The sequence below is a fragment of the Vibrio ichthyoenteri ATCC 700023 genome, from assembly GCF_000222605.1.
Lineage (GTDB): Bacteria > Pseudomonadota > Gammaproteobacteria > Enterobacterales > Vibrionaceae > Vibrio > Vibrio ichthyoenteri.
In genome coordinates, this window is record NZ_AFWF01000073.1 from 1 (window position 1) to 19,504 (window position 19,504).

The 19,504-nt window shown below is 47.1% G+C and carries 18 protein-coding genes and 1 pseudogene; 5 read left to right on the top strand and 14 right to left on the bottom strand.

Annotated elements, in window-relative coordinates; translation table 11 throughout:
* From RH85_RS06550 to RH85_RS06575, 6 genes and pseudogenes are all read right to left on the bottom strand, one after another.
* On the bottom strand, positions 1-925 hold a 925-nt coding region (locus RH85_RS06550), incomplete at its 3' end, for an aconitase family protein (RefSeq protein ID WP_006711420.1).
* A 73-nt stretch (positions 926-998) separates the two neighbouring features.
* Positions 999-2,142, bottom strand: a pseudogene (gene prpC, locus RH85_RS06555) (bifunctional 2-methylcitrate synthase/citrate synthase).
* A 172-nt stretch (positions 2,143-2,314) separates the two neighbouring features.
* Positions 2,315-3,232: a methylisocitrate lyase gene (gene prpB, locus RH85_RS06560; RefSeq protein ID WP_006711421.1), complete on the bottom strand. Its 918-nt coding sequence runs from the start codon at positions 3,230-3,232 to the stop codon at positions 2,315-2,317.
* Positions 3,233-3,271: 39 nt separating this feature from the next.
* Positions 3,272-3,982, bottom strand: a complete 711-nt coding sequence (locus RH85_RS06565; protein WP_006711422.1) for a GntR family transcriptional regulator — start codon at positions 3,980-3,982, stop codon at positions 3,272-3,274.
* 245 nt (positions 3,983-4,227) lie between these two features.
* Positions 4,228-4,605 carry a hypothetical protein gene (locus tag RH85_RS06570; protein ID WP_006711423.1) on the bottom strand — a complete coding sequence of 126 codons (378 nt, stop codon included), beginning with the start codon at positions 4,603-4,605 and terminating at the stop codon, positions 4,228-4,230.
* A 94-nt stretch (positions 4,606-4,699) separates the two neighbouring features.
* The gene (locus tag RH85_RS06575) at positions 4,700-5,005 is read right to left on the bottom strand and encodes a monooxygenase (protein ID WP_006711424.1); all 306 of its coding nucleotides are present in this window, start codon (positions 5,003-5,005) and stop codon (positions 4,700-4,702) included.
* Between the two features lie 111 nt (positions 5,006-5,116).
* On the opposite strand from RH85_RS06575, the gene RH85_RS06580 reads away from it, so the two are divergent.
* Positions 5,117-6,010 carry a LysR family transcriptional regulator gene (locus RH85_RS06580; RefSeq protein WP_006711425.1) on the top strand — a complete coding sequence of 298 codons (894 nt, stop codon included), beginning with the start codon at positions 5,117-5,119 and terminating at the stop codon, positions 6,008-6,010.
* Between the two features lie 87 nt (positions 6,011-6,097).
* Here RH85_RS06580 and RH85_RS06585 read toward each other — a convergent pair whose 3' ends face one another.
* From RH85_RS06585 to RH85_RS06615, 7 genes are all read right to left on the bottom strand, one after another.
* Positions 6,098-7,183, bottom strand: a complete 1,086-nt coding sequence (locus RH85_RS06585) for a YjhT family mutarotase (RefSeq protein WP_006711426.1) — start codon at positions 7,181-7,183, stop codon at positions 6,098-6,100.
* 3 nt (positions 7,184-7,186) lie between these two features.
* Entirely contained in the window at positions 7,187-8,338 is a 1,152-nt protein-coding gene (locus RH85_RS06590; protein WP_006711427.1) for an N-acetylneuraminate epimerase, read from the bottom strand.
* A 164-nt stretch (positions 8,339-8,502) separates the two neighbouring features.
* Positions 8,503-9,336: a MurR/RpiR family transcriptional regulator gene (locus RH85_RS06595; RefSeq protein WP_039948778.1), complete on the bottom strand. Its 834-nt coding sequence runs from the start codon at positions 9,334-9,336 to the stop codon at positions 8,503-8,505.
* 186 nt (positions 9,337-9,522) lie between these two features.
* The gene (locus RH85_RS06600) at positions 9,523-10,419 is read right to left on the bottom strand and encodes a dihydrodipicolinate synthase family protein (RefSeq protein ID WP_005596408.1); all 897 of its coding nucleotides are present in this window, start codon (positions 10,417-10,419) and stop codon (positions 9,523-9,525) included.
* 63 nt (positions 10,420-10,482) lie between these two features.
* On the bottom strand, positions 10,483-11,766 hold the full coding sequence (locus RH85_RS06605; protein ID WP_006711429.1) for a TRAP transporter large permease: 1,284 nt from the start codon (positions 11,764-11,766) through the stop codon (positions 10,483-10,485).
* 6 nt (positions 11,767-11,772) lie between these two features.
* The gene (locus tag RH85_RS06610) at positions 11,773-12,294 is read right to left on the bottom strand and encodes a TRAP transporter small permease (protein ID WP_174269570.1); all 522 of its coding nucleotides are present in this window, start codon (positions 12,292-12,294) and stop codon (positions 11,773-11,775) included.
* A 66-nt stretch (positions 12,295-12,360) separates the two neighbouring features.
* The gene (locus RH85_RS06615) at positions 12,361-13,326 is read right to left on the bottom strand and encodes a sialic acid TRAP transporter substrate-binding protein SiaP (protein ID WP_006711431.1); all 966 of its coding nucleotides are present in this window, start codon (positions 13,324-13,326) and stop codon (positions 12,361-12,363) included.
* Positions 13,327-13,618: 292 nt separating this feature from the next.
* On the opposite strand from RH85_RS06615, the gene RH85_RS06620 reads away from it, so the two are divergent.
* From RH85_RS06620 to RH85_RS06635, 4 genes are all read left to right on the top strand, one after another.
* A complete protein-coding gene (locus RH85_RS06620; RefSeq protein WP_420895795.1) occupies positions 13,619-14,302 on the top strand; it encodes a putative N-acetylmannosamine-6-phosphate 2-epimerase in 684 nt (227 codons plus the stop codon).
* Positions 14,302-15,183: an N-acetylmannosamine kinase gene (locus RH85_RS06625; RefSeq protein WP_006711433.1), complete on the top strand. Its 882-nt coding sequence runs from the start codon at positions 14,302-14,304 to the stop codon at positions 15,181-15,183. The genes RH85_RS06620 and RH85_RS06625 overlap by 1 nt, the downstream gene beginning before the upstream one ends.
* A 2-nt stretch (positions 15,184-15,185) precedes the next feature.
* On the top strand, positions 15,186-16,319 hold the full coding sequence (gene nagA / locus RH85_RS06630) for an N-acetylglucosamine-6-phosphate deacetylase (RefSeq protein ID WP_006711434.1): 1,134 nt from the start codon (positions 15,186-15,188) through the stop codon (positions 16,317-16,319).
* 532 nt (positions 16,320-16,851) lie between these two features.
* The gene (locus tag RH85_RS06635; RefSeq protein ID WP_006711435.1) at positions 16,852-17,730 is read left to right on the top strand and encodes a transposase; all 879 of its coding nucleotides are present in this window, start codon (positions 16,852-16,854) and stop codon (positions 17,728-17,730) included.
* A 358-nt stretch (positions 17,731-18,088) separates the two neighbouring features.
* On the opposite strand, the gene RH85_RS06640 is transcribed toward RH85_RS06635, so the two are convergent.
* Positions 18,089-19,504: phosphodiester glycosidase family protein (locus RH85_RS06640; protein ID WP_006711436.1), on the bottom strand; the 1,416-nt coding region annotated here is incomplete at its 5' end.

Sequence of the window (19,504 nt, forward strand, 5' to 3'; positions counted from 1 at the left end):
TATAGAACATGCCGGCTGTGGCACCGTATTCTGGCGTCATATTGGAAATCGTTGCACGATCTCCGATTGTTAGCGCTCGCGCCCCTTCGCCAAAAAACTCCAAATAGCACGATACAACGCGCTCATTACGCAGAAACTCAGTCATGGCCAACACAATATCGGTGGCGGTAATACCCGCTTGGCGCTGTCCTGTCATTTTCACGCCGACAATATCCGGCAGACGCATCATTGATGGTCGCCCCAGCATCACGGTTTCTGCTTCAAGGCCACCCACACCAATCGCAATCACACCCAGCGCATCCACATGTGGAGTATGGCTGTCTGTCCCGACACAAGTATCAGGGTAAGCAACCCCTTGTTTAACTTGCACCACTGGCGACATCTTCTCGAGATTGATCTGGTGCATGATGCCGTTACCCGCTGGGATCACGCTGACGTTTTCAAACGCCGTTTTACACCACTCGATGAAATGAAAGCGATCTTGATTGCGACGATCTTCTATCGCGCGGTTTTTCGTAAAGGCTTCAGGATCAAAGCCAGCATGCTCAACCGCCAACGAGTGATCAACGATCAACTGAGTTTCCACCACCGGATTCACCTTGGCCGGATCGCCACCTTGCTCGGCAATCGCATCGCGTAGACCAGCCAGATCAACTAAAGCCGTTTGGCCGAGAATGTCATGGCACACCACCCGTGCTGGATACCATGGAAAATCCAAATCACGCTTACGCTCAATCAATTGTTTTGAGCTCGCCTCTAACATTGCTGGATCGCAGCGACGCACTAGTTGCTCTGCCAATACACGAGAAGTGTAAGGCAGCGCTTGATATGCGTTTGCCGTGATGGCATTGACCGCTTCTCGCGCGTCAAAATAATCTAAATCTGTTGCTATTAGCGGCTTGCGATATTGGCTGTTTATGCTCATAACCGAGTTCCTATTCGATTTAATCCCATTCACTGCCGCTTACTGGGCAGTACTTTACTTACCAAGATGCAACTTATCGCTGAGATATCGGTATCCATGGCTGATAATCAGGGCCAGTGTAATCGGCGCTAGGGCGAATGATGCGGTTGTTCTCGCGCTGCTCATAGACATGTGCCGCCCAACCCGTTAAACGGCTCATCACAAAGATTGGGGTAAATAATTTGGTCGGAATATCCATGAAATGATAAGTCGAAGCATGGAAAAAAATCGGCATTGCAAAACAAATCTTTCTCACGTTTCATCACCGCTTCAACACGTTCTGATACCGCATATAAATGGGTATCACCCACTACTTGAGAGAGATCTTTTGCCCAACGTTTAATCAAAGCATTACGCGGATCGCTTTCTCGATAAATGGCATGGCCAAAGCCCATGATCTTGTCTTTATCTTGCAACATTTTGAGGATATTTTGCTCGGCTTCATCTGGGGTTTGCCAATTTTCAATCATCGCCATTGCGGCTTCATTTGCGCCACCATGCAAAGGCCCACGCAAGGTGCCGATGGCTGCCGTCACGCATGAATGAATATCGGACAGCGTTGAAGCACAAACGCGAGCTGCAAAGGTAGAAGCATTAAATTCATGCTCTGCGTATAAAATCAGCGAGCAATGCATTACCTGTTTTTGCATGTCAGTAGGCTCTTTATCGGTGAGCATTTTTAAGAAGTATCCCCCTAGCGAATCTTGGCTCTGATCGTCTGTATCGATACGTACACCATCGTGGCTAAAGCGATACCAATAACAAATCATTGCAGGGAAAAGTGCCAACATTCGCTCTGTGGCAGTTAACTGCTGAGAAAAATCGACTTCTTGCTCTAAATTACCTAGCATTGAGCAGCCGGTTCTCATTACATCCATTGGATGAGCATCAGCAGGAATCAGCTCTAACGCATGCTTAAGCTGCAGTGGTAAACCCCGCAGCGCAATCAGATGGGTTTTGTAGTTGTCCAGCTCTTGTTGATTAGGTAGATGACCGCGCAGTAGCAAATGCGCCACTTCTTCAAACTGAGCATTGTTAGCCAGATCGGTAATATCATAGCCACGATAAGTCAGGCCCGTGCCCGATTTTCCTACCGTACATAACGCAGTACTTCCTGCGCTTTGGCCACGCAGACCTGCGCCCGTTGTTGTTGCATCAATTGCTTGTGTAGAAGGCATGTTGAACTCCTTTTCTGTCTGGCGAGTTATCCTCTATTGGGATGCTTTATCGTCACCAGACGGTTTCACGTTATTAGTAATTTGCTGACTTATTTGTTGAATAGTTATTTGTTGAGTAACTACTTATTAATTAGCCTGATTTTTATTGGGACAGACGGTATTAAGTAAGTGGTTACTTCGCCTCTGGTGCGACCTCATCCTCTAGCGAAAACAGACTGTCGAGCTTATCTTCATAAGCGTGATAATCGAGGTGGGCGTAGAGCTCTTTACGCGTTTGCATCGAGCCCAATAGCGCTTCTTGGTTACCCACTTCAAGCAGGTGCTGGTAGACCAACTCTGCAGCTTTGTTCATGGCACGAAACGCACTTAACGGATAAAGCACCATATCCACCCTAGCTTCAGCCAGCTCTTCACCGCCATACAGTGGCGTTTGGCCAAACTCGGTGATATTCGCCAAGATCGGTACATGCTTACCGCACGCTTTAGCAAGCGCATTAGAAAACTTCACGTACTGGCCAAGCTCATTCACCGCCTCAGGGAAAATCATATCTGCCCCTGCTTCAACATAGGCAATCGCACGTTGAATCGCACTCTCCATTCCTTCTACTGCCAACGCATCGGTACGCGCCATAATGACGAAACTGGCATCACTGCGAGCATCGACCGCGGCTTTAATGCGATCGACCATTTCTTGCTGACTGACAATCGCTTTGTTGGGGCGATGACCACAGCGCTTCTGCGCGACTTGATCTTCCATGTGCACCGCAGCAACACCGGCTTTTTCCATCGCTCTAATGGTCCGAGCAATATTGAACGCACCGCCAAAGCCAGTATCGATATCGACCAATAACGGCAAATCACAGGCATTGGTGATGCGTTCTACATCCACCAACACATCGTTTAAGGTAGTAATACCGAGATCGGGTAAACCGTATGAGGCATTGGCAATGCCGCCACCAGAAAGATAGATCGCTTGGTGGCCGATGTTTTTCGCCATCATGGCGCAATAGGGATTGATGGTGCCGACAATTTGCAATGGATGGTTATTTTCTACGGCGAGTCGAAACTTCGCTCCGGGGGATAAGTTCATGGTGATATCCTTATTTGGCCTATGCTAGCGAATGGCAGCCTAGTTATTTTCAGCAAGAGAAATTTGTTGTTCGATTAATTTACGACTGCCTGAGATATGACGTCTCATCAACATTTCAGCCAGCTCTTCATCGCGAGTGCGGATCGCTTGTAAAATGAATTTATGTTCGTTGAGCGCCTCTTTCGGACGCGATTGTGAACGTGGAGATTGGAAGCGATACATACGCAGTTGATGATAAAGCTCGTCGCACAGCAAGGTGATGAGCTTTTGATTGCGGCTAGCCTTAATGATGCGGTAATGAAAATCAAAATCACCGTGTTGATGAAAGTAAGAAGCCCCCTCGACTTCATCAATATGATTAGAGTGCTTGGTTAACAAAAGCTCCAAAGCCAGAATCTCTGGTTGTTGAATATGGCGCGCAGCTAGACGTGCCGCCATCCCTTCTAAGGCCTCACGTACTGCGTACAACTCAACCAATTTTGCCGGGCTTAGAGTAATGACTCGCGCCCCAACATGGGCGGCACGCTCAATCAATCCCAACCCTTCAAGACGCATGATGGCTTCACGCAACGGCCCGCGGCTGACTTGATAGTGTTTCGCCAGTTCAGGCTCTGAGATCTTGCTGCCGGCAGCGATTTGGCCACTGACAATCGCTTCCACCAGCGACTCCACCAGTGATGCGGTTAGCGTGACTGACTTACTGCTCTCTTTGTCCGTGTTTAAATGGGACGGATTGACTTCAATATTCATATTAAATTCTCAATTGACTACTGGTATTGCGAAGCGACCACAACACACAAAGTGTCAACAATTTGTTAACTTGAATACAAAGTAGACTATCCAAACAACGACAATCAAGAAGATTGTCGACAATTTAGACTAAGGTATAACCCCGTTGTAACTGGGGAATAAAACAAAAAAGCCCTACTGACATAGCATCAGTAGGGCTGGAACAGAGCTTAGCGCGCTATATTGAGCAAGCAGTTAACGATAAATTAGCCACGACTCTTGTTGTACTGTAGGAATGTCACCACACTCAATACCGCAAAGAAGGCAGGATCGCTCCAACCAAAGCCGGCAAAAATACCGGTCACACCCGCGTAAGTCGTGATCACCACACCAAGTAGGTTGGTCACCAGTAGCGCTTTGAGCAGTTGATGCATCGCTTGAACTGAATCAATATTACGCATCATCAAACTGATCGCGGCAATACCGCCAAGAAATATTGACGTATGTTGCGAAAGAAAATACGCATATTGATCATTAATCTCAACGCCATAGACTGGCCACATCAAGCTAGGAATAAAAAACAACGCGAAAGCAAACGTGGTGTAAATGGCACCGTGGAGAGTTAAAAAAGTTTTATTGTTCATCTTAATATTTCTTTTAAGTTGCTGACAGCAAACGCATCACTCGTTTCTTTTGTCAGCAACAATATGATTTACAGTGTGAATTGGGCGGAGTTCATTAAGCTAACGGCGCGCGATTTATCTCGCTAAGTGGTTGATTAATATCGAAGATAATACCTCTAATATTGCTAATACCCATTTGTTGCAAACGTGCAGAGTGCATCTCTAAGTAACGCTGAGCTGAGGCTTGATCTTCAAACAAATAGATACCCCCACCCAGTTGCTCTTTCTCACTTTGCGTCCAGATCTTCCAAATCATACCCGGCTCTTGATTAATCGACTCTGCGAGCCCTGTCATTGCCTGCACCATCTCTTCACCAAATGGACCTTGAAAATCAAAATCAACTTGCAGTAATTTCGCCATCTCTTTGTTCCTTTCTCAATAATCATTATGTTTCGATGAAAAGATTATTGCCTTTATAAAACTGACAATAAAGTTCATAATTTTGCCATCAACTGTCGAAAAAATTGACCAATGAGACTTAAAACGACCTTAGAGCAGTGGCAAACGCTGCACCAAATCGACCAAGCAGGCAGCATACAAGCAGCCGCCGTCACGCTAAATAAAAGCCACACCACGCTTATCTATGCCGTTAGAAAATTAGAAGAGCAGTTAGGTATAGAGCTCGTGGCGGTACAAGGCCGACGCGCGGTATTAACCGAACATGGTAAAACGTTATTACGCCGCGCCCATTCGATGTTAGAGCAGGCGCGTGAGTTAGAAATGATCAGCCAACAGCTCAGTAGTGGCATGGAATCACAGATCACTGTGGCTATCGATCATCTCTGCGACCCAAATTGGCTTTATCAACCGATGCAGCAATTCTTGGCCGCGAATAGTGCAACCTCCATTCAGGTGATAGAAACTTCACTGAGCAAAACCACCGAAGTCGTGGTGAATGAGCAAGCCGATATTGCCATTATCAATTTACCTATCACCAACTACCCTGCCGAAGCCTTTGGTACCACCACCATGGTGCCGGTCATTGCAAGCCATCATCCGCTAGCGAGTAAATCCTCTCTTTGCTTGGCTGACTTTGCCACCACCTGCCAGATCGTGGTGCGTGATTTGGGTGATAGTCCAGCCAACAAGCGTGATGTTGGTTGGTTAAAGTCTCGCCAGCGCATCACGGTTGATAACTTTGACCATGCTTTTCGGGCAGTAGAGCAAGGCGTCGGCTTTTGTCGCCTACCTCTCCATGTGGTTGAACATCGCAACAGCGACAAGATTAAAGTCGTCAGTTTAGAGCAATCTGAACGCTATCAAGTGGCACTGCACATCACCCTGCCCAAAGGGGCAAAAACCGGTCCTGCTGCCTCTGCTTTTTACCAGCAGTTATTACAACAAGCACCATCGAGAACCGAGTAGCCCATATAGAAAAAAAGAGAGCACAATGGCTCTCTTTGGATTCGTTGCTACACACGGTATGCAAATACTGAGCTTTGCTCAGGTGAATCACTCCACCTGAGCAAGGTAACACTCAGTCATAGCCTCACCTTGTGCAGATTCACCACCGACAACTATCATGCCTTGTTTGGTCGTCATTGCGACGCCATAAGCACAGCCTTGCGGTAAATCAGCAATGTGCTGCCATTTTGCGCCATCGAAGCACCAAACCTTACTATCGAAGGTTTTGCTTAGTCCTTGATGACTATACCACTGCCCTTGCTGGTATTTGTGTTGGCTACCAATGAAAAATGCACCACCAGCCACTATCCATTGACCATTCAGTTCACCACAGTACGCCCCTGCCACACCTTCATGGCTTGGGTGCAGGTCATGAATCGATGGTAGGTACATCGACTCCACCACTTTGCCCTCTTTGAACTGCAATTGCTTGGAGTGTAAGCTGCGTAGACCCGGCTTCACTTCCCCTTCAACTAAGGTTAAACGATCACCATGGCGGAAGACGCCTGCACCGCAGTTCGCTTGGAAAGGATTGTTCGCAATCACATGCCACTGCTGAGTACTCAGTTGGTAACCATAAACTTTGTCGTTCCATTGATAGTCATCAATCGATTGGGACATAAACTGGACTAAACACGCTTGTTTCGCATCGGCATCATTGGCAATTAACGGCTCGTTAAGCTGTGCCATTAAGCCATCGAAAACCGCTTTGTTATAGCCGCCAACAAAAGCCAAGTTATCACTATCGAGAGCGAAACCTACACCACCGAGCAATCCAACCGGAGTCGTCATTGCGACTTGTTGCCAACTGTCTTGTTGGCAATCGTAGTAATAACCATCATCCAGTACGGTAGTGTAATCGCCACCTTCCGCGACACCGGCACCAGAGAAAACATAACAGCCACCCTCTACTGGAATGCACACGGCGTCATTACGCGCCACACCGGGAAACGGCGCTTTTGCTTGCCAATCCGAGCCACCGTCCATATCAAACGATAGCCACTGCTGGCCTAAGCTACCAAGCCCTGCATAAATAACCTCGGTGCTAATATCAGAGCTTACGATGTGGCTAAATCCCACGCCGTTTTTCAATCCAGCAGGCAACGCCGCTAACTGTGTGAACTGAATCTTCATTGTTTAATCCTGTTGTTCTACATGCTGACCATTCCAAGTTAACTTGGTTACTTTGGTACTGGCCGAACTATCTGGTTTCTCACCGCCAACCAGCAACACGCCATCGTTAACGGTAAAGGACAAGCCATAGGCAAGCGGCTCTGTCAGGTTTTTATCTTGCTGCCACGCACCTTGATTAAACACGTAGGTTTCGGCATTAAAGGCTTTCGCTAGGCCGTTGTGGGCAAACATATTGCCCTTATCAAAGGCTAACTTAGCACCATGGAAATTAGCACCACCCGCCACCAGCACAACTCCATTACTGGTGCCAGCAAAGGCTCCTGCGACCCCTTCTTGTTGCAACTGAGACTCTGGAGTCGGTAGTGGATGCTCACTTATCCATGGCTGGCTTTCACCAAATTGATACGATTTCACTTCTGCCGTACGCAGGCCGGGCTTAATTTCACCGCTAATGATCAACGCATTTTGATCTTCGACCACTAAGGCTGCCCCACAGTTCGGTAAATACGGCGAAGAACCAAGATCCTGCCACTGATTCGAACTTGGGTTGTAACTCAGTACTTGTCGATTCCATTGGTAATCAACCGGCTTCATGCCCATAAAATCGTCGACGATCTTCTGCCATTTTTCCGGAGTGGCGTTTTTATCGGTGGTGATCACGTCATGCAGGTATTGATCAAACAATCCCTTGTTGTAACCACCAAAGAAAACGATCTGTTGATTATCTGGTGAGTAGGAAGCCGCACCGAGTAGCCCAACTGGCGCCTTGGTATTCACTTGCGACCACGTATTGGCATCGGTATCAAAGCGATAAACTGTTTCAAAAATAATCGGTGACGCAGCCTTGCTGTCTACTTTACCTGAACCACCAAAAATATAGATATCATCGTTAATCACGCTTGCGGTCGCACCATCACGTGCAGGGCCAGAAAAGTCCGCTTGTGGCTGCCAGCCTTTATCCAGCTGCTGCAGATCAAGCATATAAAATTGTTTGCCCATTGAACCAAGCCCAACATAAATCTTTGAATCTATTTGCGCACCAACACCATTTTTCACGCCGTTGGGTAAATCAGGCCAAGTTTGATTGGCATAAGAAGCCGCAGAGAAAGCAGCAAGCAAAGGTAGTGTAAGTAATACAGGGGTTAATGGTTTCATGTTATTGATTTCCTTATTATGAGCTGATTGCCCTCTCGATCACATCGAGCTCGGCATTCGCATTAACAAAAATATTTTCCACAACCACACGTTTAGAAGAATTTTTTCTCCACTAAAAAAGCAAAATAAAGCCCGCTCTTTGGCAGGCTAAAATAATTAGACGATTACTTGAGTAACGGTACAACCACTTCCGCGGTTTCCAGTACCGATTCAGAATACTCTGGGTGCTCTTCTAACAAGCTATTGACCAGTACATCCACCAGTAGCAATGCCCCCACTTTCGAGGCAAATGCACCACCCGTTAGTGGGCCTTCCGGTCTTGCTGCCACCAACATCTCTGAGCAAATCGCACTCAATGGGCTATGGCTGATATTCGTCAACGCCACCACTGGCACATTGCGCGTATGAGCTTGTGTTGCCGCATGGATCACTTCGCGCGTCGAGCCCGAGCTGGATACGGCAAACCACAAATCCCCCGATTGGCTTCTTACCGCATTCATTGCCGCAAGATGCGTGTCCTCATACATGGTGACCTTCTTGCCGATTCGTAATAAACGGAACGCAAGATAACGGCCAACAATGCTCGAAGCACCAACGCCGACACAACTAATAAAGCTCGCGTTATGCACCAAATCACAAATACGTTTAAGCGCTTTGCGATCGATCAGTTGCGCGGTATCAAGCAAACTCGCTGATGCACTTTGGGCTGATACTTCACAAATATCACCATCAGATTCTTGTGGCTGACGCTCTTGGGTTTGCGATAAACCCACCGCCAGAGCCATACGAAAATCAGAATAGCCTTTGTAGCCCATATCTCTACACAAGCGCACGACTGTGGCTTCACTTGTTTCGGTATTACGTGCCAAATCCGTGATCGTTTGGTATTGAACGTCATTGGCATTTTCTAGGATATAGTCCGCGACTTGGCGTAATTTCTTACTCAGCGGTTCTATATTTGAACGCAATCGAACCAACAAATTTTTAGGCGTATTCACAGGTGCCTCTTCTATGCTTGTTTTGACCGCTAAAAGTAACAAAGTGACGGTCACTTTGACACATCCACCACGAATTAATTGCTGCTATTTGCTCTAAAAGGCAGCATGCAAGTTGGTTTTTCTTACATGCTGCGACGCAGTTAGAGATTTACTCGGCTATTCGCGTAACGCACTGCTTTTTACTGATTACAGGTTCATGAAACCCGCATCGCGCATTTTCGCTAACACATCCGCTTTTTGCGCATCGGTCAATGAGCGGATTGGCGTACGTGGGTTACCGGCATCAATACCATGCAGTTGCATTGCGACTTTACCCGCCGCCACACCGCCGTATTCAACCAATACACGAATAATCGCGATCACTTTATCCATCAGCGCTGCCACTTTTGCTTGGTCGCCACGGTTAAATGCTTCAATAATTTCTAAGTACAGTGGTGCTGCGTAGTTATAAGTACTACCCACAGCGCCTACCGCGCCCACCGCTAGGCCAGCAGGTAGGAACTCATCAACACCAAAAGGAATATCGTATTTACCATTAGCAACGCGAACGCAACGTTGGTATTCATACAGGTCAACATTGTTGAACTTCGCGCCCGATAGGTTTTCAATGCGCTCGCCACCTTTGATAAGGAACTGCTCAAGGTCAAGATTCACCCCAGACATACCAGAGTGGTAGTAGTAAAAGCCTTTTGACGGCGCAGCGGCTGCGATTTGCGCGCAATATTCCACCAAATCATCCACTGAACCTGGCTTGAAGAAGCAAGGACCGATGGCTGAAGTCGCTAAAATATCCAATGTTTCTGCATGCTCTGTCAGTTCAATCGCATCAGTAATACTCAATGCGCCCGTGTGTAAAATCAGATCCAGTTTGCCATCCGCCGCTTTTACCCAGCGCTCAGCAATCGCTTTACGCTCTTCCACTGAACAGTGGATACCTTCACCAGTAGTGCCACACACGTAAGCACCTTTTACGCCTTGTGCAATCAAGACTTCGGCAATTTGGTCAATCGCGCCAAAGTTCACTTTGTTGTTGATATCAAATGGAGTATGTGGAGCAGCAATAAGACCAGTTAGTTTTTTCATTTTTATATCCTAGAGAGTTAGAGCCGGAGCGTCCGGCTCATCACCATACAAGTAGAGTAATTGTTATTGGCCGTAGCCGAGGAAGATCTCAGGCAACAGCAGAGTAAATTGAGGGAATACCGCCACTAGCGCCAACACGATAAACAGCGGCACAAGCAGTGGCAACACACCACGAGTAAGCACGTGGAATGGAATGTCACCAACACGCGACACCACATACAGCGCCATACCCATTGGTGGCGTTAAGATACCGATCATCAGGTTCAAAATAGCCATGACACCAAAGTGAACAGGGTCAATACCCACTGAAACCGCCACTGGCACAAGGAATGGTACCAACAGTAGTAGTAGCGCAAGTGACTCGATAAACGTACCCAAGAACAACAGCAGTAAGTTGATCAGTAGCAACAGCACTAGCGGGTTGTCACTAATCGTTAAGAAGAAATCTGCCAGCATTTGTGGGAGCTGTTCACGCGCCACAATCCAACCAAATACGGTTACGCCCATCACCATCAGAGCTACAACCGCGGTGTTGTTTACTGTCTCTTTCAAGATTTCGACAAAGTTCTCAAGCGTTAGCTGCTTGTAAACCACGGTGCCTAAGAACAAAGCGTAAAGAGAAGAAACCGCCGCCGCTTCTGTTGGGGTGAATTTGCCTGAGAAGATACCGCCGATAATGATGATTGGCGTCAATAGCGATAGGAACGCTTCTTTGAAAGCAATCAAACGCTCACGACCCGTTGCACGAGGCAATACCATGTAGCCGCGTTTTTTACAGATGTAGTAGCTCATCACCATCAAAGCCGCACAGCACATCAAGCCCGGAATCGCACCGGCTAAGAACAGAGCACCGATTGACGTACCCGAGACCACACCGTAGATAACTAAAGGGATTGAAGGTGGTACCAGTGGGCCGATAATGCATGATGCAGCCGTTAAACCGCCAGCGAAATCATCATCATATTTCGCATCACGCATCGATTTAATCTCTAGCTGGCCTAAGCCGCCGGCATCAGCAAGTGCCGAACCTGACATGCCAGAGAACAATAAACTCGCCATGATGTTCACGTGACCAAGACTGCCCGTGATATGACCCATCATTGATTTAGCGAAATTAAAAATACGTTCTGTAATCCCAGCGCTATTCATTAGGTGACCAGTTAAAACAAAAAACGGTACAGAAAGCAGGGTAAAGTTATCAACACCAGTGATCATTTGCTGGGCCGCAAAGTTGATACCTGGACTGCCTGTCACCAATAAGAAAATCAGTGCGACAAAAATAAGCGAGAATCCTACTGGCATCCCTGCAAATAGCAGACCTAACCAGCCAAAAATTGAAGTTGCCATGATCGATTACCTCTCAGCCATCTGTGAGTCAGATGCTGCTGCATCATTACTACTGGTAGAAAACTGCTTCGCAATGCCTACCATCTTTTGTACTTGTCTAAACACCATAAACACCCCACCAATCGGCAGAGCATAGGTTTGCCAACTGCTTGATACACCTAGTGTGATTAGCTCAAAAAAGGCGGTGCGCTGTACATGTTGATAGCCGAGATAAACAATGGCGAAAATAGAAAGAAGAACGGCAAATTCCAATGACAACACTAAAGCTAAACGGGTTTTCTCAGGCAACTTATCAGAGAAAAAAGTGATGTTTACATGCGAGCCACGTTTCAGCGCCATCGCACAACCAATCATGCACATGTACATGAAAAGAACCCTTGCAAGCTCTTCACTCCACAACGAAGGATCGTTCAGTAGCCAACGGCTACCAATCTGCCAAGTCAATACCACTAACAATGCTGCCATGAGCGGCACGGTGATGATTTCTTCAATATTGTCGATTATCTTGCGTAACATTTTGAACTCCACGGCTGGCCAGTCTCGACCAGCCTAGAAATTGACACTTAACTTAAGATCAAACTTGAGTAGCGATGCTTACATTGCCGCAAGCTGTTTCACTACCGGTTGACCAACTTGCTCTTCAAACTCGGTGTAGAGAGGCTGCATCGCTTCACGGAATGGTGAAAGCTCTGGGTAAGTCACGGTTACGCCTTCCGCTTCAAAGTAAGAAATCAGCTCAGCTTCTTGTTTCTCAACAAAAGCGGTATGTGCTTCACCCGCTTTTGCTACTGCTTTAGTGACAATGTCACGCTGTACTTCATTCAAGCCTTGCCACGTCGTTTCAGAGATGATCACCATTTGGTCGTTTACGATGTGATTGGTCATCGCAAGGTTGGCCTGAACTTCATAGAACTTCATGGTTTTGATCGCTGGTAATGGGTTTTCTTGGCCATCAACCGCGTTGGTTTGTAGTGCTAGATACACTTCAGAGAAAGCCATTGGCGTTGGTGATGCACCTGATAGTTTGGCGAAGTTCAAGTTAGCTTTAGCATTCGGAACGCGCAGCTTCAGACCTTTAAAGTCTTCAATGCTGTTAAGTGGACGGTTAGAAGAGGTTTCGCGTGTGCCGTTGTACCAAGTATCCAATGCGCGCCAGTTAAACTTGGTTAACATTTCGCCGCGGATCTCTTGACCAAAATCTGAATTAAAAATACGTTGTAGGTGTGCAAAATCACGCACTACGTAAGGCAACATAACCGCCTCAGCACGCGGTATCCATAGGCCCATACGACCAAACTCAGCGTAAGTGATATCCAAATCACCCATCGAAAGTTGTTGCAGCATCGCACGGTCATCACCGAGTTGTGCGCTTGGGTAAAGTGCCACTTTCATTTCGCCGTTACTAAGCTCTTCAATCGTGTCTGCCAGCATTTTTGCCGACGTGTATTCCACTGACCCAACAGAAGGTTGCATACCCATTTTAAGTGTTGTCGCCGCTTGAGCAGAGACAGCACAACCTAAAGCAAGCATAGCGAGAGTAATCTTGTTAATGGCTTTCATAGTGTTCCCTTTTTGTTTTTTTAGCCTCGATTTTTCTAAACCAAGACTTTTATTGACCAAGTTTCACGTATTTGAAAAAAGTTTTTATTTTGTTTGAAAAAAATCTTCGTTATGGATTATTATTGCGATGAAGATTATTTTCAAACCAACTTTTATTGAAATGTGATCGCGGACAAAAATTCGTCAGAGATATGATTCCTACACCCTAGCTCGACGAATGTGATGGATTTTTAGTCACTATAAATCCGCTGTGAAATGTCTTATTGAGAGGCCAAACGTGAGAACAAAAAATATAAATATCAACCAGTTAAAAGAGCAACTCCAAGGTCAAACTGTCGTTTCGATTCAACCAGTGCCAGATAGCCCATTAGAAAAAACCGAATTCATCGTCGCAATGGCACAAGCGGCAGAACAAGCAGGAGCAAAAGCGCTGCGCATTGAAGGTGTTGCCAATGTGGCTGCCGTTTCGCGTGCAGTTAATCTACCAATTATTGCGATTGTGAAACGTGATTTAACGGACAGTCCTGTACGCATTACCCCTTACCTTTGTGATGTTGCTTCACTGGCTGAAGCAGGTGCGACAATAATCGCTTTTGACGCGACCAATCGCGAGCGCCCAGAAAGTCGTGATGTGATTGCTAAAGCGATCCAAGAAAGCGGTTGTTTTGCTATGGCGGACTGCTCAAATTTTGAAGATGGTCTTTGGGCCAACGAAGTTGGGGTTGATATTATTGGCTCTACTTTGTCGGGTTATGTTGGTGGTGAAGAGCCAACCGAACCAGATTTGCAACTGGTGAAACAGTTTTCCCAAGCGGGATTCTTTACCATGGCCGAAGGTCGTTACAACACCCCAGAGCTCGCAGCTCAAGCTATCGCTCATGGCGCTGTAGCGGTAACCGTCGGTTCAGCACTGACTCGCTTAGAAGTGATGATTGACTGGTTTAATTCAGCCACACAAGCAGTAGGAGAGCGTTAATGTCGGCACTGGCGAAAAACACACTGGCAATTGATATCGGCGGCACAAAGATCGCAATTGGTTTGGTACACGGCGATGCCATTGTTGAACGTCGTCAGTTCCCAACTCCAACAGTAAAAGAAGCGAGCCAATTTGCAGCAATGATCCTTGAACAAGCGGCAGATTGGCTTGATCGTGCAACCCGAATTGGCATCTCTACCACTGGACTCGTTACCGAGCAGGGTATCTCGGCCATTAACCCCGATACCCTTGCCTTCCCTGCACCATTCCCATTGGCCGCGGCTCTTGAAAGCCTAACCAACAAACCTGTTGCTATGCTAAATGATGCTCAAGCCGCGGCTTGGTATGAGTATGTCAAACTACCTCAACCTGCGCGTAATATGGCGTTTATTACCGTTTCCACTGGCGTGGGTGGCGGTATCATTATTGATGGTAAGTTGCACAGTGGTGCCACTGGCCTTGCAGGTCATGTGGGTCACTTCTCGATAGATCCTAACGGCCCGCAGTGTGGCTGCGGCCAAGTCGGCTGCGTGGAAGCTATCGCTTCTGGTACCGCGATTCAACGTCATAGTCACGAAACGTTTCACCCGCCAATCAGCAATGTTGAACTGTTTAAGCGCGCTCCCGATGAACCGCAAGCGGAAGCGATTGTCCAAGCTAGTGCGCAAGCCATTGCCACCTTATGCTGTAACCTTAAAGCTACCCTTGATTTAGATGTTATCGTATTAGGTGGTGGGGTCGGCCTTGCCAGTGGATATTTAGCCCGTGTCGTTAAACATATTGCTCAGCGTCCACACGCATTCCAAGTGCCGATCATTGCCGCTCAAGGTGATTATGACGCCTGCTTGCTCGGCGCTGCTTTCCAATTTAATAAGGACTAATTATGGGAATGAAAGCCATTTCTGCTGCACGTCTTTTTGATGGAACTCATTACCATCACGATGCCGCACTCATTTGGAATAACGATGTGATTGAAGCGATCCTGCCGATTGCCGAATTGCCTAGCGATATTGAGCATCAACATTATGCCGATGCCTTAATTGCACCGGGCTTTATTGATTTACAAGTTAACGGTGGCGGCGATGTGATGTTTAATAGCGACATCAGCGCCAGCGCGATTGATACCATTTGTCGCGCACACCGCAAACATGGCACGGCGTACCTATTGCCAACGCTGATCAGCTCTACCCCGCAAGACATTAGCCAAGCATTAACCGCCACCGAACAAGCGATTGAAGCACATGTTCTAGGCGTGATTGGCGTACACCTTGAAGGCCCATGGCTAAGCAAAGAGAAAAAAGGCGCGCATAACGCTGAGTTATTTTACTCTCCTACTATCAATGATCTCGCTGATTTTCCTTGGCCAAAACAGGCCAAAGTATTGGTCACAGCCGCAGTGGAGAACATGAGTGATGAAACGCTCGATTGGCTAAAGCAACAAGGCGTAACTCTCTCTTGCGGCCATAGCAATGCCACCGCCGCACAATTAACCCCGCGCAAACTCAGCCGCATTGATGGCTTTACGCACCTTTTCAATGCCATGTCAGCATTTGAAGGGCGAGAACCCGGTGTCATTGGCACAGCACTGCACACTGACCATGCTTGGTGCTCCATCATTACAGACGGTATTCACGTACACCCAAACAATGTGATGCTGGCGCAAAAGGTAAAACCTGCAGGTAAGCTCTTAATCGTCACCGACGCGATGGCCACACTTGGCAGTGAAACCAACCGTTTTGAACTTGATGGGCAAGTTATCGAGGTGATCGATAATAAATTGGTCAACAGCGAAGGTCGCTTAGCGGGCGCACACATCGGAATGGATGAATCAGTCGCCAATGTGATTGCATGGGGCATCGATGAAGCAGAAGCGCTGCGAATGGCCTCAACCTATCCTGCCCAAGCGATGAACCTAACTCAATTAGGCCAACTCAAACCGGGCTACCGCGCCGCAGCAACGGTACTCTCTAACGATTATCAATCACAAGCAGTATTGGTGGATGGCCAGTTGTTGTAAGCCGAGTTTATGTTCGATATGGAAAAGGCGCTTGTTGTATTCATGAGCGCCTTTTTAGTAGGGGGTATACCGACATAAAAACTAAGCAAGGAATGTAAGCGCATCCCACAATTCTTCATTTATGATTTCGATTTTATGACCTTCTTCTCGGAACGTTAATACAGACTCAATCTTCCTACCATAGCTCGTAAATCGCCAATCTCTACTCGCAACAGCCCCAAGAACTAAAATATCTCGAAAAGGCTAAAAGGGACAGACATCCTAAAGAAACCTCATCATCATCATTATTTTAATGGCGTCCGTCCTGTGTATCTCCTACGAGGACACACACCATAAAGTAACCAAAGTATGGTTTGCTGATAACCTCGTGGTAAGTTCGGCCATTAAGTCTTGCTGCTCTCTTTCAGACTTTTATTCTTGAGAGGTAAAACACCACTCGAGACCAACAATGACGACAGCTAGAAAACAACAGATATCCGTCGATGCAACACCCTACTATCACTGCGTTTCTCGCTGCGTTAGGCGCAGTTTATTGTGTGGCATTGACCCGCTAACCAAGCAAAACTTTGAGCATCGCCGCGAGTGGATCAAGAAAAAAATATATGCACTCTCACAAGTCTACTGCATCGATATTTGTGCCTATGCGATTATGAGCAACCACTATCATCTGGTCGTGCATATCAATCGAGACAAGGCAACTACGCTGTCTAACCATGAAGTGGTCGAGCGCTGGCAGCAAGAGCACAAACTTCCAAGCCTTGTTGCACGTTGGTTTTCAGGGCAACTAACCAGTAAGGCGGAAACAGAAACTTGCCTGTCAATCATCGACGCTTGGCGCTCTCGCTTATGGAGCCTTAGCTGGTTTATGAAAGAGCTCAATTTTGATATTGCCTGCCAAGCCAATAGAGAAGAAGGTTGCACAGGCCATTTTTGGGAAAGCCGCTTTAAAAGTCAGGCATTGCTCGATGAACAAGCACTCGCCGCAGCGATGGCTTATGTTGATTTAAATCCACTAAGAGCAGGGATTGCCAAAACGCCAGAAACCTCAGAATTTACTTCGATACAAGCCAGATTGGAGGCGCTAAACCATCAACAAGAAACCGCACCTTGCCTGCCTCCATTTGTTGGCAATCCAACCAACGAAAAACTCGATGGCATTCCCTTTCGACTGATGGATTATATTGAACTGGTGGATTGGAGTGCGCGCCAATTTCGAGAGGACAAAGCTTGTTTAGAGGCCAGCGCTCCGCCGATACTGCAACGGCTCAACCTAAACCAACACAACTGGCTCAAAGCCTGTACCGAACTAGAGCGACATCGCAGTACAGCGGTTGGTTGTCTCTGCACTATCGAGCCAGCAAGAAGTCACTTAAACAAAAAGCGACTACATCTATTTCGCTTAGATGGTTGAATAACGACATTTTTTCTCTTCATAAAACGATCAATACCAACAAATAACCGTATTGGTTAATCTCCGTTCGTTCCTACCTCACTCCTTTTATCCAACATCGTATTTTTCCGCTAGATAAACGCCAAATGAACAACGAATTTGCAGAGTAGCGACAACCTTTAGAGTGCTCGCAGCCTCGACATCATGATTTCTTTATGTAGCGTCTGTCCTTTTTATTTACCTTACTACATCTGCTCAAGATAGTTATTTTTATGGTGTGTGTCCTTGTATTAAGGAAGTGGCGAAGTTTAGTTAATCTATCAGCCAAAAACCAAAAAAAGCGCCCGAAGGCGCTTAGTGCTTGATGCTTTGAATACGCTTAGCGCGTAAAGATAATCGCGTCGGAGACTTCCCTTTCGCTGGCGTCAGAAGAAGAGCCTGTGCGCTTGCCGTCGATTACCATCATCGAGGAACCGCCACCATCAAGGTTGATGGCATTCTTAGTCCCTAGGGCTTCCATCACCGCCGCCACATCCGTAATGCTTGCGCCTTCTGTTACTGTTGGCGCACGGCCGTAAACCACTGCGGCGTATAAGACGTTATTGTCTGTTACGCCTAGTGCCGTACGTGGGTGACGGCGCAATACCCAACCGTTGTAAAACCCTTCGCGGTTTTCCATCGCGCCGCTCACTCCTAAACCGTCATCATCTTGAGAACCAGCGTGATCGCCCGTTGACGGGTAAGGGTTAAAACCCTGCGTGTTGCGAGAAGCAATATCGATCGCGAAATTGGTGACAAGGCTAGGGCCCGCGTTGAGCATGGACACGCCTTTACGCAATTGAACCTCTTCACCATCAACCACTACTTTGCTCGCCAGCGTGAGGTTATCACCAAGTTTGACATTCAGTTTGGAATCACCGGTCAGTTGCACGTAGCTAAAGCCTGCGTTAATCGCACTGCCGCGCTTCATTAACACCTCAACCACCTTGCCATTAGTATCAATTACGATCTCTTGGCCTTCCCCTTGCGGGGTTTGCGCGGCATAAGCGGAATTATAAACGATGATCTCGCTATCATCGGTACAAACGAAGTCATGAATCGCTTCAGTCGAAGGCGTATCATCAAGCCCACCACAGTTGAGGATCACACCCGGCTTGCGGTTAATACCATCAATACGAACGGTATTTCCGTTGATGTTAAGCAGCACTTCGGTAGTAACTGAATTGCCAATCGACACTTTAGAGTGCTTGCCTGAGTTATCAATGATCAGAACAGGTCGCAGGTTCGCCGCTTCTCGCAGCAATTGACCATCTTTGACGTACAAACCCGCAGGTGCACCAAAATCACCCACTTGATCGTTAAAGGCAAAGAAGCCGCCATTGATCGCTGCCAGCGCTTGATTACGCTCCGCCATGCTTGAGACGGTTTCTGCTGTGGTGATTTTATCGTTAGCAAGAACACTCGCCACTTTACCTTGATATTGGTTTAGATCGACGCGCAACAGGCTAATATCAAATGGCCCTGTGGTGTCGTAACCATCTTGCGCTGAGAATCTTGGAGAAAAGTTCAAGCCATGCTCTTTCAATACTATGGCTTGCTTTTCCGCATCACCTGACGACTCAAATCCTTTTAAGCGAAGAATTTTACCGATTTCCTGACCATTGGGTGCGGCTTCTGGCGCGGTTTCTAGATGGTAGAGTAGTTTGAGATCATCTAATTTTGCTGAGTAGTCTTTTGTCGTCTGCTCATTCAAAATACCACTAGAGAGCAGGAACGCTTCCCCTTGCGACGTGAT

Coding starts and splice junctions, on each gene's coding strand:
- RH85_RS06575 (WP_006711424.1), bottom strand. CDS start 5,005: ATGGCGAAATTACTGCAAGTTGATTTTGATTTTCAAGGTCCATTTGGT.
- RH85_RS06625 (WP_006711433.1), top strand. CDS start 14,302: ATGTCGGCACTGGCGAAAAACACACTGGCAATTGATATCGGCGGCACA.
- prpB (WP_006711421.1), bottom strand. CDS start 3,232: ATGAACTTATCCCCCGGAGCGAAGTTTCGACTCGCCGTAGAAAATAAC.
- RH85_RS06590 (WP_006711427.1), bottom strand. CDS start 8,338: ATGAAACCATTAACCCCTGTATTACTTACACTACCTTTGCTTGCTGCT.
- nagA (WP_006711434.1), top strand. CDS start 15,186: ATGGGAATGAAAGCCATTTCTGCTGCACGTCTTTTTGATGGAACTCAT.
- RH85_RS06580 (WP_006711425.1), top strand. CDS start 5,117: ATGAGACTTAAAACGACCTTAGAGCAGTGGCAAACGCTGCACCAAATC.
- RH85_RS06565 (WP_006711422.1), bottom strand. CDS start 3,982: ATGAATATTGAAGTCAATCCGTCCCATTTAAACACGGACAAAGAGAGC.
- RH85_RS06585 (WP_006711426.1), bottom strand. CDS start 7,183: ATGAAGATTCAGTTCACACAGTTAGCGGCGTTGCCTGCTGGATTGAAA.
- RH85_RS06570 (WP_006711423.1), bottom strand. CDS start 4,605: ATGAACAATAAAACTTTTTTAACTCTCCACGGTGCCATTTACACCACG.
- RH85_RS06605 (WP_006711429.1), bottom strand. CDS start 11,766: ATGGCAACTTCAATTTTTGGCTGGTTAGGTCTGCTATTTGCAGGGATG.
- RH85_RS06615 (WP_006711431.1), bottom strand. CDS start 13,326: ATGAAAGCCATTAACAAGATTACTCTCGCTATGCTTGCTTTAGGTTGT.
- RH85_RS06600 (WP_005596408.1), bottom strand. CDS start 10,419: ATGAAAAAACTAACTGGTCTTATTGCTGCTCCACATACTCCATTTGAT.